Below are 16,613 nucleotides of genomic sequence, written 5' to 3'. Positions count from 1 at the left end.
GAAAAGCCTCTCAATTTTGAGAGGCTTTTTTTTTACCATCTCTCTACTATCATGGGGATGACTAGGCCAATCACAATACCTGAGATGACGAGCACCCAAGAAGTCATTTTGATTTTTATTAATCGAATCAATAAGCTCGAAATAATCAAAATACTGATTACTACCACAATTTGACCTATTTCTAAGCCAACATTGAAAGCAAATAAAGGGCCAACGATGGAGCTTTCTTTACCTAATAAACTTTGTAGGTAATTCGAAAAACCCAAGCCATGGATTAGACCAAAGATACCAACCAAAATATATTTTAGTATGGAGTTTTCTTGTTTTTTTAGACCTGAGTCTTTAAAAGTAAAATTTCCAATGGCTGATATTAAGATGGTGCATGGGATCAAGAATTCAATCCAATGCATGGAAACTTGAATCCAACCCAGTGTAGCTAATGCCAGTGTTAATGAATGCCCTAAAGTAAAAGCTGTTATTAGAAAGAATAGGTTTTTACTATCTGAGAATCGGTAAATACATGTAAGAGACAGTATAAATAGTAAATGATCTAAAGCTTGAATATTTAAAATATGTTGTAAGCCAAGAGTTAAATAGGTATTAAAATAGGTCATTATTATGTGGTTTTTGTGTAAAATTATTGAAATTCAGGAAAATAAAGCAAATCGACCTATTTAAATATGTCTAGTTTTGATTACATCATTGTGGGGGCCGGAACAGCAGGATGCGTCTTAGCGAATCGACTATCTTCTAACCCCAACATTTCTGTATTGTTGGTGGAGGCAGGAATAAATAACCAAGATCCTCGTGTGGAAATGCCCTCTGCTTATTCCTTACTGCAAAAAAGCCATTTAGATTGGAACTTTTATACGGAACCACAAGCTATGCTAAATGGGCGAAAAATATATCAGCCGAGAGGGAAGACCATAGGAGGAAGCAGCGCGATTAATTGCATGGCCTATATCCGAGGAAACTCAGCTGATTTTGATGATTGGGCTGCTGCTGGATGTAAGGGTTGGGCATACCAAGATTTATTGCCCTATTTTAAAAGATCTGAAAGAAATACTTTCTTTTCTAACGATTACCATGGACATGATGGTCCCATTACAATAAGTAATGCCGTACATATTAGTCCATTCGGTCAAGCATTTGTGGAGGCTTGTCAAGAAGTTGGGATTCCAGAGAATAGGGATTTTAACGGAGAAAAGCAGGTTGGGGCGGGCTATTTTCAATTTACTATTCAAGATGGAGTTCGGAGCTCAGCAGCTAAAGGTTTTATTGCACCAGCATTGAAACGCAGCAATTTGAAAATTATTAGCCAATTTCATGTAGCCTCTTTAGTGATGGAAGGAGAAAAGGTCTTGGGGGTTCAGGGATATTATCGAGGTTCTAAAAATCTGTCGGAATATCGGGCTAATAAAGATGTGATTTTGTCAGCAGGCTCTTTTCAAAGCCCACAAATTATGCTTTTGTCGGGAATTGGAGATGAATCCTATTTACGATCTTTTGGAATAGCTTGTCGACATAACTTATCAAAAGTAGGTCAAAATCTTTCAGATCATGTGTTTATTAATATGAATACAAGGGCCAATACACAAGGGGAATCCTATAATATGGCCTTGAATTTGAAGAATTTTGCGACTTATCTCATGAGTCATCAAGGGCCACTATCGTCTAGTCCTTTAGAGGCTTGTGCCTTTTTTGATTCGGTTCATCAATCAGAACGTCCAGATTTGCAATTTCATTTTTCTTCTGCTTGGGCCTACGACTTGTATGATAAGAATAATTTGCCCTTATCCGATGGTTATACAGTATTACCTACCTTGTTGAAACCCAAAAGTAGAGGATATGTGGGGTTGAGGTCATCTAACCCTTGGGATGCACCTTTGATTGATCCTCAATTTTTAACAGATGTAGGAGGAGAAGATTTGGCAACGCTGGTTCGGGGAGTTAAGTTGGCCAAAGAAATTATGTTATCCTCGGCTTTTGAGCCTTTGCGATTGAATGATCAAGTTAATTATCCTGCAGGATCAGATTGGTCTGAGGAATTTATTTTGAATCACATACAGGAAGCCTTGGAATGTGTGTACCATCCAGTGGGTACTTGTAGCATGGGAATAGGTCGAGATGCCGTGGTAGATCCATCGGATATGAGAGTACGTGGCTTGAAAGGATTACGTGTAGCAGATGCTTCTGTCATGCCGGAATTGGTGGCTGGGAATACCAACGCTGCGGTAATGGCTATTGCTGAAAAAGCAGCGGATTTGATCTTAGATTTTGATTTTGAGTAAGAAAATGATGAATATTGTTTTTATGTTTAAAAAACGAATTATGAAAAACCTATTATTAACACTAGCGTGCTTTTGCACGACCTTTTACCTTATGGCACAGAAAGCGGATGTGAACTCTCTGAGAGAGGCGGAATTGAATCGATTTAAAATCATGGTAGCACAAGACGGTGCTGGATTAGACAAAGTTTTACACAAAGACTTAGTGTATATTCACTCTTCGGGCACTCAAGACACCAAAGCGTCTTACATTGAATCCATCGTTTCTCAGAAAACCATTTATGCGATTATAGAGCCAGAAGAATTTACTCAGCGAATTTATGGTAATATTGGTATCAATACGGGTATTGTGAATGTGACCAATAAAAAGGATGGAGCCTTTTTGCCTGTTAATCGTTTAAAATTTACAGACGTTTTTATTTTTGAGAATGGCCGTTGGCAAATGGTTTCTTGGCAATCTTTAAAGATCAATAAGTAATTCGCAGTTCTTCTGCGAATGCTTCTAACGCCTGATAAATGAGTGTTAATTCCTCATTTTTGATGCAATATGGAGCCAAAATATACAGAGTATTTCCAAGGGGTCTTAATAAGATCCCTTTTTTTATGAAATATTGGTAAGCAATATCACGAAGCGGGTGCATGTATCCAGTGGCTTCACCTACTTGCAAATCCAAGGCTAAGATGGTACCCTGTTGACGAATATTTTGTAGTATAGGGTGATTTTTTTGAGATTCTGCCCATTGTTGATGCTCGAGCATGATACGTTCAATATTGATCCAAGTTTCTTCTTTTTCCATTAAATCCAAACTTGCATTGGCTGCAGCACATGCCAGTGGATTGGCAGTGAATGAATGGGAGTGAAACAAGGTCTTTTTACGGTCATTGGACAAAAAACTATCGAATAATTCATTGGAACAACAAGTTACTCCCATGGCCATCATGCCTCCTGTAAGTCCTTTTGACAAACAAACGATATCTGGTTTTTCATGCAAATAATCCATGGCAAACCATTTTCCAGTCCTGCCAAAACCCGTCATGATTTCATCTGCAATACATAATAAACCATGCTCATGTGCCAATTGAATTAAGGTATCTAATGTGCTTGCTTCGTACATCAGCATTCCACCTGCCCCTTGAACCAATGGTTCAAAAATAAAGGCAGCATATTCATCTGGGGCTGAGGCTAAACGAGATTTCATGTCCTGAATACATGCTTCAGGATTGTTGGGCTGGGAGATGAACTCTACCTCAAACAACATGTCTTGAAACGGTGCATTGAAAGAGCTGGGAGCTCCTAGACTCATGGCACCAAAAGTATCACCATGGTAGGCGTCTTGTAAGGCAAGGATTTTCCTCTTTTGAGTAATTCCTTGATTATGGAAATATTGTAAGGCCATTTTCACGCCTACTTCTACAGCCGTACTACCATTATCTGAGAAAAATACTTTTTGGAAATGATTTGGCAAATGTGCTAAAAGCCTTTCCGACAAAGTAATAGCAGGTTCATGGGTGAAGCCAGCAAAAATAACCTGCTCAATTTTAAGAGCTTGTTCATAGATCTTTTGCGCCATATATGGATGCCCATGACCGTGGATATTCACCCACCAAGAACTAATGGCGTCTAAGTACTTTTCTTCATTTTCTCCATATAACCAGCAACCTTCTCCTTTAGTAATGGGGATAGAAAAGGGTTCAATCTGGTGTTGTGTAAAAGGATGCCAAATAACGGCAGCATCCCTTTGGACGTAAGAATTATAAATGGACTTGTTGGGCATAATGATCTATGATGCTATCATCTATTTTTTGCTCTTCATTAACACGCAAAAGTAAGGGCAATTGGGTGTAATTGAGAATAAATTTTTCTCCAGATGGATTTTCTGGACCGTTAAAAATAATACCTAAGATGGATATGCCTCTTTGTTTTAGCATTTCAAAACTCAGTAAGGTATGATTAATACTTCCTAGGTAATTTTTGCTCACTAAAATTACGGGAGCATCTAAGGATTGTATTAAGTCTATATTGGTTTGCTGATCATTGATGGGAACCATTAGGCCACCGGCTAATTCAATCACTAAAGGTTGTGAACTTGCTGGTTTTTGAAATTGATTCAATTCAATGCTTATTCCATCTAATTCAGCAGCAGTATGAGGAGAAAGCGGTTGGCTTAGTCGGTAGGTAGAAGGCCAAATAGTTAGATTAGGGTGTTTTACCCATTGCTGAATCCAATAGGCATCCCCTTGGTCCAAATCGCCTGATTGAATGGGTTTCCAATAGTCGGCTTCTAGAGCCTTTGTAAGAATTGCTGAAACAACAGTCTTTCCAATTTCTGTTCCAATTCCAGCCACAATGATGGTCTGACTCATATATTTGATTCTAATAATTGAATTAAATCAAGCATGTCTTGTTGTTGGGTCAAGGCACTTAAGGTAATTCGAATGCGTTCTTCTCCTTTGGGAACGGTTGGGTAAACAATAGGTTTTAAGCCAAAGCCTTTTTCTTGGGCTAGTTGGGCGATACGTCTAACTTCTTGATTGCCTGGAACTATGAACGTTTGAATGGCACTTTGGCTTTTTCCCCAATTTGGGTGGGAGCTATGTTCTTGAAAAAACGTGATGTTTTTCTTTAATTTTTCTCGCAGTTCATCTTGAATCTGTATGTAATGTAATGTGGTTAATAAGGCACATATGTGGGCGGGAGTAGGACCTGTAGAATAGATGAAGGAACGTGCAAAATTGATAAGGTATTGTCTCAAAGCTTGAGAGCCTAATACCACAGCACCAGCATTGCCCCATGCTTTTCCAAAAGTGATCACTCGAGCAAATACTTGATCAACAAGCCCTAGCTCTTGAACTAAGCCAGCACCTTTAAACCCGTGTACTCCACCAGAATGGGCTTCATCTACAATTAATTCGAAATCGTATAGTTGTTTGAGTTCTATGTATTTTTGAAGAGGCGCTTGATCTCCATCCATGGAATAAATGGATTCTACGACTACCCATTTGGTTTGATGGGGATATTTGGCCAATTCAGTGGACAGAGCTTCCCAATCATTATGCTTAAATATAACTTTTTTGCCTTTCCCTAAACGAATGCCATCAATGATGCTAGCATGAAGGAGTTGATCACAAAAGACAACATGATCTGCTTGACTGATGGAAGAGAGTAAGCCTAGATTTGCTTCAAAGCCCGAGCCAAAGAGAAGGGCTGCTTCAGCATGGTGTATTTGTGCACAAGCTATTTCGAAATTTTCAACCAAAGAATTATTGCCTGAAATTAGTCGAGAACCCGTTGCCCCATTGATGGGAATTTGCCCATTGTTTTGTGCTAACCAATTTTCAAAATCTTTGGTAATCAACCGGTTTAGTTCTTGATTTTTGGCTAAACCTAGGTAGTCATTGGAGCAAAAATCGATGAAATGATCCACGTGTTGTAGGCTCCGTAAAAGGCCATCTTTCCGACGGATTTCCAATTGATCGACTAAATATTGTTGGATCTTGCTCATGATATTCAGGCCATAAAAGTACAAAAATAATGAGCCGTAGCGGGGAAATACTACAGATATCCCCCAATTTTGTCCAAAATATTGATTAAACGAGTAAAAAACTTAGAAAAGGCTTGACAAATTCAGTGTTGTAACGTAGTATTGCACTGTGCTTCAATATCGTAAGCGCTCTATTCAATATTCCAGATTCCATTCCATCTATTGTTAGTTTCACAATTTTGTAGATAATTTGCTTTTGGGCATTTCACAAAATCCTTTTGAAAAGGAATCGGGACTGTTATTCATTTAAGATTCATCATTTCCCATTTTATGGAAGAGAAACCGATCAGGAGAGTAAAAAAAGTACAAGAAGATTTACCTGCTACTGAGCGCCCGAAAAGGCAAAGAATTAAAAAAACTGGAGAAGATCAAGATCCTTCAACACCTAGTTTTCAACTAGATGAAGCCGCTCCTGTTGTTCAAGTTCAGCAAGAACCAACTTCAACACCTGTTGCCACCCAGGTTGAAGAACCTATTGAATACGATGCCATCATTCCAGCGGATGAATTTTTGGTAGATACGTCATTTGTTACAGGGGAGGAGAATGGTGCGGAAGCTCGTTCGGCTCAAGGTAGTCCAGAGGACTTAAAGAAATTACCCAAAGAAGAGGCGCCAGTTACTCCACAGCCACATTTCAAACGTTCTAATTACAATCAAGTTATCAAAGAATTGGATGGTTTGATTGAAAATGAAGGTGTTTTAGAGATTATGCAAGAGGGAGGATATGGTTTCATGCGTTCTTCTGATTATAATTATTTAGCGTCACCAGATGATATTTATGTATCACCTTCACAAATCAAAATGTTTGGTTTGAAAACTGGAGATACCATTAAAGGAACAATTCGTCCTCCGAAAGAAGGAGAGAAGTACTTTGCTTTATTGAAAATTGAAACGGTGAATGGTAAAACCACGGATGAGATTCGTGACCGTATTAATTTTGAATACTTGACACCTTTATTTCCTGAGGAGAAATTGAACTTATCTACTTCGGCGGATAATTATTCCACACGTATTTTAGATCTTTTTGCCCCAATTGGTAAGGGTCAGCGTGGTATGATTGTGGCACAGCCTAAAACAGGTAAGACGGTTTTATTGAAAGATATAGCCAATGCTATTTCTCGGAATCATCCAGAGGTTTATTTGATTATTTTGTTAATCGATGAACGTCCAGAAGAGGTAACGGATATGCAGCGTTCAGTTCGTGCGGAGGTAATTTCTTCGACCTTTGATGAGCAGGCAGAGCGTCACGTGAAAGTGGCTAGCATTGTTTTGGAAAAAGCAAAACGTATGGTTGAATGTGGCCATGATGTTGTTATTTTATTGGATTCTATCACACGTTTGGCTCGTGCTTATAATACTGTGGTTCCATCTTCGGGTAAGATTTTATCAGGGGGTGTGGATGCTAATGCTTTGCATAAACCAAAACGTTTCTTTGGTGCGGCTCGCAATGTGGAGAATGGAGGTTCTTTGACCATCATTGCTACAGCATTAATTGAGACAGGATCAAAAATGGATGAGGTGATTTTTGAAGAATTTAAAGGAACGGGTAATATGGAATTACAGTTGGATCGTAAATTGTCTAACCGTCGTATTTATCCGTCTATTGACGTTACAGCATCGGGTACTCGTCGTGAGGATTTATTAATGGATCCGGCGGTATTGCAACGAGTTTGGATATTGCGCAAGCATATGTCCGATATGAATTCGGTAGAAGCCATGGAGTTCTTGCAACAACAAATGAAAGGTACTAGAACCAATGAAGAGTTCTTGGTATCGATGAATCGATAAGATGAGCATATTGCCTAAGGAATTATTCTCTTTGGAGAAAACCAATAGCATACAACCGGTATGGTTTGTAGGTCATGGTAGTCCCATGAATGCTTTGGCAGATAATCCTTTTACGCAGCATTTAAATCAATTAGGTAAGACCGTTTTGGAGCATAATAGCCCCAAGGCGGTCTTAATTATTTCTGCCCATTGGTTGACTCGAGGAACTTTTGTTCAAGCAAGTGCGAAGCCTAAGATAATTTATGATTTTGGGGGATTTCCGCCAGCATTACATACGTTTCCCTATCCAGCAGTTGGCGATTCGGAGGATGCCAATTTGTTAGCATCTCATAGTGCAAAGATTCATGCCACAACCGAGTGGGGATTGGATCACGGGGCATGGACAGTGTTATGTCATTTGTTCCCTAAAGCAGAACTACCTTGTTTTGAGGTTTCCATTGATTATGGCCAGCCTTTGGAATATCATGTCAGCTTGGCTCAGGAATTACAGTTTTTGCGAGAAAGAGGTGTTTTGATTTTAGGAAGTGGTAATATTGTTCACAACTTACGTGCTAGTATGGCCAATTTAGGAAATGGTCGAGAGGCATTTGGTTATGATTGGGCACAAGAGTTTGATGTATGGTCAAGTCAAAAAATTCAAGATAAGGATTTGAGTGCTTTGATTAACTACGAAGGAGCACCGGGAGGAATGGAATCAGTTCCTACCCCCGATCATTATATTCCTATGTTATACGCTTTGGCTTTAGCTAGAAAGGGAGAAGAGGTTCATTATACCTATGATGAGCTGGTTTATGGAGGTATTTCCATGCGTTGTTTTGAGATAAAATAAGTATTACGATTTCCAGTTTGCGAAAGTCTGTTCAATTATTTGGCAGGCTTTTTTTATGTCATTTTCCGAAATACAAAGAGGAGGAGCCAAGCGAATTTTATTGCCATGAGTAGGTTTTGCTAATAAACCAGATTTCATCATGGATAAGCAGATTTCCCAAGCTATTGGACTCTCTTCATCTGTATTTATTTCAATCGCACAAAGAAGACCTTTGCCTCTCACTTCTCTTATGAGTGGACATTTTTTTGCCAAATCATGTAAAAAACTCAGTAATTGATTTCCTCTAATTTGGGCATTTTCAATTAAATTTTCATCCTCCAATATATCGATAGCTTCGGAGGCAATGGCGCAAGCGAGGGGATTTCCTCCAAAGGTTGATCCATGCTCTCCTGGTTTTAGGGTTAGCATGATCTCATCTCGACAAAGCACGGCTGAAACAGGCATGAATCCAGCTGAAAGAGCTTTCCCTAATAGTAAAATGTCAGGTTTAACGTTCTCATGATCACAGGCTAGCCAAGCACCTGTTCTGCCTAAACCAGTTTGGATTTCGTCGGCAATGAACAAAACTTGGGCAGCTTGACAAAGTTCGATGGCCTTTTTTAAATAGTTAGAATCAGGTAATATGACACCTGCTTCTCCTTGAATGGGTTCCACCATAAAACCTGCTACATTGGGATTTTTTAGAGCGGATTCCAATGCAGCTAGATCATTGTAAGGGATTTTGATAAATCCGGGTAAAAATGGCCCAAAGTTGGTATAGCTTTGTGGATCATTGGATGCTGAGATGGCTGCTAGGGTTCTACCCCAAAAATTCCCTTCTGCCACAATAATATGAGCTTGATTACTTGGAATACCTTTTATTTCATAGCCCCATTTACGGGTCAACTTGATGGCAGATTCTCCGGCTTCAACACCCGTATTCATGAATAAGACCTTATCGTATCCAAATTTGTCGGCCAGTTTTTTTTCGGCTAAACCCAGTTGGTTATTATGAAAAGCTCTGGAACTTAAGGTTAATTGTTGCGCTTGTTTTATCATGACTTCTAGTAACCTAGAATGGCAATGTCCTTGGTTAACAGCACTATAAGCAGATAAGAAATCGAGGTATTCTTTTCCATCCACATCCCAAACGATGGCCCCTTGGCCTTTTTCTAAAACAACGGGAATTGGATGATAATTGTGGGCGCCGTATTTATCTTCTAGTTCAATGAATTCTTGGCTGGTCATGGCGAAATATGCTTATCGTTAATTTGGGGTGGTTTTGATTGTCCTTGCTTGGCTTGAATTTGGTTGGTATTTGCTTGTATTTGACGACTTGGATTCGGCAATTTAGATTTGACAACTTAGATTTGACAACTTTTTAAAAGTTGTCAAATCTGTATAGCAAATCTGTATAGCAAACCAGAATATCAAATCATATTGTTTTAAAAACAAAGGTTCCATTTTATTCGCTAAAATGGAACCTGAACCTTGATAATCTTAATCAATTATTTGGATTTATAGCAGTTCATAAATTCCTGCAACTCCCTGTCCACCACCAACACAGGCTGTGACCATCCCGTATTTTTGATTCCTACGACGCATTTCATTGAATAATTGAATGGATAATTTAGCTCCAGAACATCCCAGTGGATGACCCAAGGCAATGGCTCCACCATTGACATTCACTCGGCTAGGATCTATTCCCAATGTTTTAATTACAGCTAAAGATTGTGCTGCAAAGGCCTCGTTTAGTTCGATTTGATCAATATTATCCAAAACTAATCCTGCTTTTTTCAAAGCAATTGGAATAGCCTCTACTGGACCAATACCCATTAAACTAGGTTCTACCCCAGCTGTGGCATAACTTACCATCCTTGCAATCGGCTGCACATTCAATTCTTTCAAGAATTTTTCAGAAACAACCATCACAAAAGCCGCACCATCTGATGTTTGAGAGGCATTTCCTGCAGTTACTGTACCTCCCAAAGCAAATACAGGTTTTAGTTTAGCCAATGCTTCCAATGTAGTATCAGCTCTTGGACCTTCATCTTGACTAATAATGGAGGTACGTGTTTTTTTCTTTCCTTCTTTAGCATCAAAATAATTCTCAGTTACAGAAACAGGTACTATTTCAGAGGCAAATTTCCCTTCTTTGATAGCAGCAAGTGCTTTAACATGAGATTGATAAGCGAAGTTATCTTGTTCCTCACGTGTAACTTCATATTTTTTACTTACAGCCTCAGCCGTTAATCCCATACCAATGTAATAGTCGGGATGCTCTGAAGCTAAGTCATAATTCAAGACTGTCTTATGTCCCAGCATAGGTAACATCGTCATGGATTCCGTTCCACCAGCAATCACACAGTCGGCCATACCTGAGCTCACTTTAGCCGAAGCTAAAGCAATAGCCTCTAAGCCTGAGCCACAATAGCGATTGATAATAAAACCTGGAACATTTTTAGGCAATGATAAAAGAGAAATGTATCTGGCCATTTGCATTCCTTGCTCCGCTTCAGGAATAGCATTTCCTACAATGAGGTCGTCTACACGACTAGGGTCTAGTGTGGGAACTTGAGCCACCAAATGTTTGATAACTTCGGCTGCTAACGTATCAGGGCGAACAGTACGAAAACCTCCTCTATTGGCTTTGGCTACAGCTGTTCTGTAACCAGCAATGATATATGCGTTCATAATCAATTGATTTTGAATAGATTAATTTCTTGGTGGTTTGCCACCGTTTAAAAGACTACTGATACGTTCCAATGTTTTCTTCTCTCCAGAAAGAGATAAGAATGCTTCTCTTTCTAGATCCAATAAGTACTGTTCCGTTACCATTTGAGGGCTGTCCAAATCACCACCACAAATAGCATAAGCTAGTTTATTGGCAATTAAAGAATCGTGTTCTGAGATATAATTACCCATTTTCATGCTGAATATTCCAGCTTTAAACAGAGCTAAACCTTGTTTCCCCTCTACCCAAACATCTGAACGCAGTTGTTTTTGTACATATCCAGCATCAGCTAAAGCTAAAGCTTCTCTTTTAGCTTCGGCAATCAGTTGGCTACGGTTCAACACGATTCGGTCAAAAGGACGAATGTAATTCATCTCTTTGGCCTCGTAGGCTGATGTACTTACTTTTGCCGTTGCAATATTCATAAAGGCTTGTTGAAGTCGATTTAACTCCACATCGCCTGATTGACGAGCATCACCCATACGCATGGCCATCTCTTTGGTTCCTCCTCCAGCTGGAATCAAACCAACACCAACTTCCACTAAGCCCATGTAGGTTTCTGCATGTGCCACTAATCTATCTGCGTGTAAACTGATTTCGCAACCACCGCCTAGGGCAAGGGTATGAGGTGCCACAACTACTGGAATGGATGAATAACGAACACGCATCATAGTATTTTGGAATACCGCAATCATATTATTGACTTCATCAAACTCTTGATTTGCCGCAAACATGAATAGCATGCCCAAATTAGCTCCAGCAGAGAAAGCTTCTACACCTTCATTTCCGATGACCAATCCTCGATAATTTTTCTCAGCTAAGTCAATGGCTTTTTGAATTCCTTCCAAAACGCCTTGACCCATGGTATTCATTTTGGAGTGAAATTCTAAGCAAATGATATCATCCCCTAAATCAACGATGGTAGCATCGTCGTTTTGGTAAACTATTTTATCCGGTTTTAAGCTGGAAAGGAAAATTTGATTTTCAATTCCCTCAATCGCACGGTAATTTTTTGAAGTTAAATCATAGTACAGTCGTTTCCCGCCTTCATTTTTATAGAAACTAGTGAACCCTTTTTGTACCATTTCTACTACCCAAGCTGCTGCTTCCATGCCATTTTCATGCATCAAGTCAAGCCCCTTTTGTACACCTAAGGCATCCCAAGTTTCGAAAATGCCCATTTCCCAACCAAATCCTGCACAGATAGCTTGATCAATTTTCACCAAATCATCCGCAATTTCAGGAATACGATGAGAGGCATAACGGAACCCATCTAAAATGGTTCTGCGATAAAATTCTCCTGCCAAATCTTTTCCAGCTAAAAGAATTTCAAATCGCTTTGGTAATGAATCGATCGCTTTGGAACGGTCTAAAGTTTCGAAGGAAACTTTTTGAGCAGCTCTATATTCAAATGTTTGTAAATCAAGACTTAGAATCTCCGTTTTACCTTGTGCATTTTTAGTCTTTTTGTAAAAGCCTTGTCCCGTCTTATCCCCCAACCACTTATTCTCCATCAGTTTCTGGAGCATCTTAGGTAAGATAAAGATGTCTTTACTCTCATCATTAGCGACAGCTTTGTACAAATTATTTGCCACATGAACTGTAGTGTCTAATCCAACGACATCTGATAAACGGAAAGTACCTGATTTTGGACGACCTACTACTTTAGAGGTTAGTTTGTCCACTTGCTCTACCGTAAGACCTAATTCCTCTACCACTTTCATGGTTTGCATCATGGAATATACACCAATGCGGTTGGCAATAAATGCGGGAGTGTCTTTACATAAAACGGTAGTTTTTCCTAGGTTAGTTTGACCAAATCTCAACAAAAATTGAATGACATCAGGAGAGGTTTGTGGAGTAGGAATGATTTCCAATAAACGCAAATAACGAGGAGGATTAAAAAAGTGCGTTCCACAAAAATGTTTTTGGAAATCATCACTTCTACCTTCAGCCATTAAATGAATTGGAATTCCTGAAGTATTAGAGCTAATTAAAGTTCCCTTGGTACGAATAGCATCTACTTTTTCGAATAAGGATTTTTTGATGTCCAAATTCTCCACAATAACTTCCATGATCCAATCTGCCGAAGCAATATCTTGTAAGTTATCATCAAAATTTCCTAGTTTGATGCGTTTGGCAAAATCACTAACGTATAATGAAGCAGGCTTTGATTTTAGCGTTTGTTGAAATGCTAGATTGACAATTCGGTTTTTCACCAGTGGATGTGTCAAACTCAGGCCTTTGGCTGTTTCTTCAGCTGTTAGTTCTTTAGGGGCAATGTCCAGTAGCAATACATCAACGCCAATATTGGCAAAGTGACATGCAATTCGTGAACCCATGATGCCTGAACCTAAAATGGCAACTTTTTTGATCGAACGATTCATTAGAATGATGTTTTTAATTAAAAACGTAAGCGCGTAAAGTTAATTAAATTTTGAAATGTTATGCAAGCATACTAATTTTTTTTGATAAAATAATCCATCCTTCCGCTAAACCTCGACAGCGTTTTAAACGCTGTCGAGGTTAACGAAAAATAAAAATATTATTGCTCCATATAACTGGTAATAGGCTCGCAAGCACAGACTAAGTTGCGATCACCATAGGCCGAATCAATGCGAGATACGCTTGGCCAAAATTTATTTGCCTTCACATAGGCTAATGGGAAAACAGCCTTTTCTCTACTGTATGGGCGATTCCATTCTCCAATCAATACGACACTTTGCGTATGTGGAGCGTTTTTCAATACATTATTTAGCTTGTCAGCTTGTCCATCTTCAATCTCTTGGATTTCTGCACGAATACTCAATAAGGCATCACAAAAACGATCTAACTCTTCTTTGTTCTCAGATTCAGTTGGCTCGATCATCAAGGTTCCAGCAACAGGAAATGAAAGGGTAGGAGCATGGAATCCATAATCCATTAATCGCTTAGCTATGTCTTCAGCTTCTATTCCTACACTAGCTTTGAACGGTCGGCAATCCACAATCATTTCGTGTGCGCAACGACCCTGTGAACCTGTGTAAAGAATTGGAAACTTAGTCTCCAATCTTGCTTTAATATAATTGGCATTTAGGATTGCGGTTTCTGTAGCACGAGTTAATCCTTCTCCTCCCATCATAGCAATGTAGGCATAAGAAATGGCTAAGATACTGGCTGAACCTACTGGACCCGCTGATACCGCTCCATGACTGCTTGCCTCTACGGAGTCTGTCATCACGTGCCCAGGTAAAAACGGCACTAATTGCTTCGCTACACCAATGGGTCCCATGCCTGGGCCACCACCACCGTGAGGAATACAGAATGTCTTATGTAAATTCAAGTGACAAACATCCGCTCCGATTGTCGCAGGAGAAGTTAATCCTACTTGTGCATTCATATTGGCACCATCCATATAAACTTGACCCCCATTCTCATGGATGATTTTGCAAATTTCTTTGATGGACTCTTCAAAAACTCCGTGGGTACTAGGGTAAGTTACCATCAAGCAAGCCAAATCATCTTTGTGTTCAATGGCTTTGGCACGTAATTGTTCTACATCAATATTACCGTTGGCATCACATCCCGTAACAATCACTTTCATGCCAGCCATCACCGCTGAAGCAGGATTAGTTCCATGAGCAGAAGAAGGAATTAAGGCTACATTACGGTGCGAATCTCCACGAGAAGCGTGGTAAGCACGAATAACCATTAAACCTGCATATTCTCCTTGTGCACCAGAATTAGGCTGCATCGACATGGCTGCAAATCCTGTGATTTCACATAACCAATCATTTAATTCCATGATTAATCGTTGATAACCACGTGTCTGACTTGCTGGTGCAAATGGGTGAATTTTTCCAAGTTCAGGCCACGTTACTGGAATCATCTCTGTCGTAGCATTTAATTTCATGGTACAAGAACCTAATGAAATCATGGAATGCACCATGGATAAATCTTTGGATTCCAAAGATTTTAAATAGCGTAACATGCCATGCTCGGAATGATAACGGTTAAAAACCTCATGGCTTAAAAAGGCAGATTGACGAGTTAATTTAGCTGGAATTCTCCAAGTAATACTCATTTCTTCTCCTCCGATTCCTTCCATTTTAACGCGTTGGAAGAAACCAAGTATTTCAACTACATCTTCTTCTTGTGTCGTTTCATCTAAAGAGATACTTAATTTACTGCTATCATTTCTGAAATAGCGGAAATTGCGCTCGGAATCTTCCGCCAATTCTCTAATTTCTTCGGTATATTCCCCAGTGATAACAGTAATGGTATCAAAATGATGTGTATTTTCTAAGCTAAAGCCCAATTTTTGAAGTCCTGCGGCTAATAATTCCGTCAGTCCATAAATTTTGGTGGCTTTGTTTTTTAATTCTTCAGGCCCGTGGTAAATGGCATAAGCCGCTGCCATGATGGATAATAATACTTGAGCCGTACAAATATTGGAAGTCGCTTTTTCTCTACGGATATGTTGTTCGCGTGTTTGAAGCGCCATACGTAAAGCTCTATTTCCTTCGGCATCAATGGATACTCCAATGATTCGGCCTGGTATATTTCTTTTGTACTTTTCTTTGGTAGCAAAGAAAGCGGCATGAGGTCCACCAAATCCCATAGGTACACCGAAACGCTGTGAACTTCCAACCACCACATCGGCTCCCATTTCACCTGGAGGAGTTAAGATGGTTAGAGCTAATAAATCTGCAGCGACCACCACTTGAAGGCCATTTTCTTTGGCTGATTCAATTAGGGCTGTATAGTCAAAAACCTCACCATTGCTGGCAGGGTATTGTAAAACGATAGCATAATATTGAGCATCTGTAACATCAATGTTCAAATGATTCCCAACCACCACATTGATTCCAAGAGGTTCAGCTCTCGTTTTAAGCACATCGATGGTTTGCGGTAAACATAGTTCAGATACAAAAATAGATTCCGCTTGATTTCTCTCAGCAGGTCTTTGTCCGTGCAACATTGTCATTGCCTCTGCTGCAGCGGTTCCTTCATCTAAAAGCGATGCATTGGCCAATTCCATACCAGTCAAATCGATGATCATGGTTTGGTAATTTAATAACATTTCCAAACGCCCTTGGGCAATTTCCGCTTGGTAAGGCGTATAAGCAGTATACCAAGATGGATTTTCTAAGATATTTCGTAGAATAACAGAAGGCACGATGGTATCGTAATATCCTAAACCAATATGGCTTTTGAATATTTTATTTTGCCCCATAATTTGTTTGAAATCACGTAAAAATTCAAACTCTGTTTTGGGATTCGGTAATCGTAGACCTTGCGGTAAGCGTATAGGTTGAGGAACAGTTTGTTGAATTAAAGTAGTCAGACTATCTACGCCTATGGTTTTTAACATAGCCGCGATATCAGTTGGATTTGAATTGTTGTGACGCAATGAAAAATCTTCCCTGTATTTGAAATTGGGGATCATAGGATGAAGGCGAAATTTGTGTGAA

The 16,613-nt window shown here is 39.4% G+C and carries 12 protein-coding genes; 4 read left to right on the top strand and 8 right to left on the bottom strand.

Annotated features, from left to right (window positions below; all coding sequences use genetic code 11):
• Window positions 1-32: 32 nt before the first annotated feature.
• Entirely contained in the window at window positions 33-614 is a 582-nt protein-coding gene (locus EWU22_RS12410) for a HupE/UreJ family protein (RefSeq protein WP_130925802.1), read from the bottom strand.
• 66 nt (window positions 615-680) lie between these two features.
• Here EWU22_RS12410 and EWU22_RS12405 point away from each other — a divergent pair, with 66 nt between their 5' ends.
• Together EWU22_RS12405 and EWU22_RS12400 are read left to right on the top strand one after the other, a co-directional pair.
• Window positions 681-2,291 (top strand): GMC family oxidoreductase, encoded by a 1,611-nt coding sequence (locus EWU22_RS12405; RefSeq protein ID WP_130925801.1) that lies wholly within the window; start codon window positions 681-683, stop codon window positions 2,289-2,291.
• Between the two features lie 91 nt (window positions 2,292-2,382).
• Window positions 2,383-2,766, top strand: a complete 384-nt coding sequence (locus EWU22_RS12400; protein WP_161566860.1) for a nuclear transport factor 2 family protein — start codon at window positions 2,383-2,385, stop codon at window positions 2,764-2,766.
• Here EWU22_RS12400 and bioA read toward each other — a convergent pair.
• Genes bioA through EWU22_RS12385 form a run of 3 tightly spaced genes read right to left on the bottom strand, consistent with a single transcriptional unit; the run spans window position 2,756 to window position 5,791 of the window.
• A complete protein-coding gene (gene bioA / locus EWU22_RS12395; protein ID WP_130925800.1) occupies window positions 2,756-4,063 on the bottom strand; it encodes an adenosylmethionine--8-amino-7-oxononanoate transaminase in 1,308 nt (435 codons plus the stop codon). The genes EWU22_RS12400 and bioA overlap by 11 nt on opposite strands.
• Entirely contained in the window at window positions 4,041-4,652 is a 612-nt protein-coding gene (bioD, locus tag EWU22_RS12390) for a dethiobiotin synthase (RefSeq protein WP_130925799.1), read from the bottom strand. Before bioD ends, bioA begins: the two co-directional genes overlap by 23 nt.
• Window positions 4,649-5,791, bottom strand: coding sequence for an aminotransferase class I/II-fold pyridoxal phosphate-dependent enzyme (locus tag EWU22_RS12385; RefSeq protein ID WP_130925798.1), 1,143 nt, complete (start codon window positions 5,789-5,791; stop codon window positions 4,649-4,651). The genes bioD and EWU22_RS12385 overlap by 4 nt, the downstream gene beginning before the upstream one ends.
• Before the next feature lie 309 nt (window positions 5,792-6,100).
• Between EWU22_RS12385 and rho the strand changes: the two genes are divergently transcribed.
• Both rho and EWU22_RS12375 read left to right on the top strand, forming a co-directional pair.
• Complete coding sequence (gene rho, locus EWU22_RS12380) at window positions 6,101-7,618, top strand: transcription termination factor Rho (protein ID WP_231962899.1); 1,518 nt, start codon at window positions 6,101-6,103, stop codon at window positions 7,616-7,618.
• A gap of 1 nt (window position 7,619) precedes the next feature.
• Window positions 7,620-8,447 carry a dioxygenase family protein gene (locus tag EWU22_RS12375; RefSeq protein ID WP_130925797.1) on the top strand — a complete coding sequence of 276 codons (828 nt, stop codon included), beginning with the start codon at window positions 7,620-7,622 and terminating at the stop codon, window positions 8,445-8,447.
• Window positions 8,448-8,450: 3 nt separating this feature from the next.
• Here the strand turns inward: EWU22_RS12375 and rocD are convergent, their stop codons facing one another.
• The 4 genes from rocD to gcvP all read right to left on the bottom strand — a co-directional run bounded on the left by rocD (window position 8,451) and on the right by gcvP (window position 16,588).
• Window positions 8,451-9,674 (bottom strand): ornithine--oxo-acid transaminase, encoded by a 1,224-nt coding sequence (rocD, locus tag EWU22_RS12370; protein WP_130925796.1) that lies wholly within the window; start codon window positions 9,672-9,674, stop codon window positions 8,451-8,453.
• Window positions 9,675-9,944: 270 nt separating this feature from the next.
• Complete coding sequence (locus EWU22_RS12365) at window positions 9,945-11,120, bottom strand: acetyl-CoA C-acyltransferase (RefSeq protein ID WP_130925795.1); 1,176 nt, start codon at window positions 11,118-11,120, stop codon at window positions 9,945-9,947.
• A 21-nt stretch (window positions 11,121-11,141) separates the two neighbouring features.
• A complete protein-coding gene (locus EWU22_RS12360) occupies window positions 11,142-13,547 on the bottom strand; it encodes a 3-hydroxyacyl-CoA dehydrogenase/enoyl-CoA hydratase family protein (protein ID WP_130925794.1) in 2,406 nt (801 codons plus the stop codon).
• A gap of 158 nt (window positions 13,548-13,705) precedes the next feature.
• Window positions 13,706-16,588: an aminomethyl-transferring glycine dehydrogenase gene (gene gcvP / locus EWU22_RS12355; protein ID WP_109323895.1), complete on the bottom strand. Its 2,883-nt coding sequence runs from the start codon at window positions 16,586-16,588 to the stop codon at window positions 13,706-13,708.
• Window positions 16,589-16,613 lie beyond the last annotated feature (25 nt).

This window comes from Aquirufa nivalisilvae (genome assembly GCF_004307455.1).
In the GTDB taxonomy this organism is placed as follows: Bacteria; Bacteroidota; Bacteroidia; order Cytophagales; family Spirosomataceae; genus Aquirufa; species Aquirufa nivalisilvae.
The sequence above is the reverse complement of the archived record's forward strand: the minus strand, read 5'-3'. Positions and strand labels throughout refer to the sequence as shown.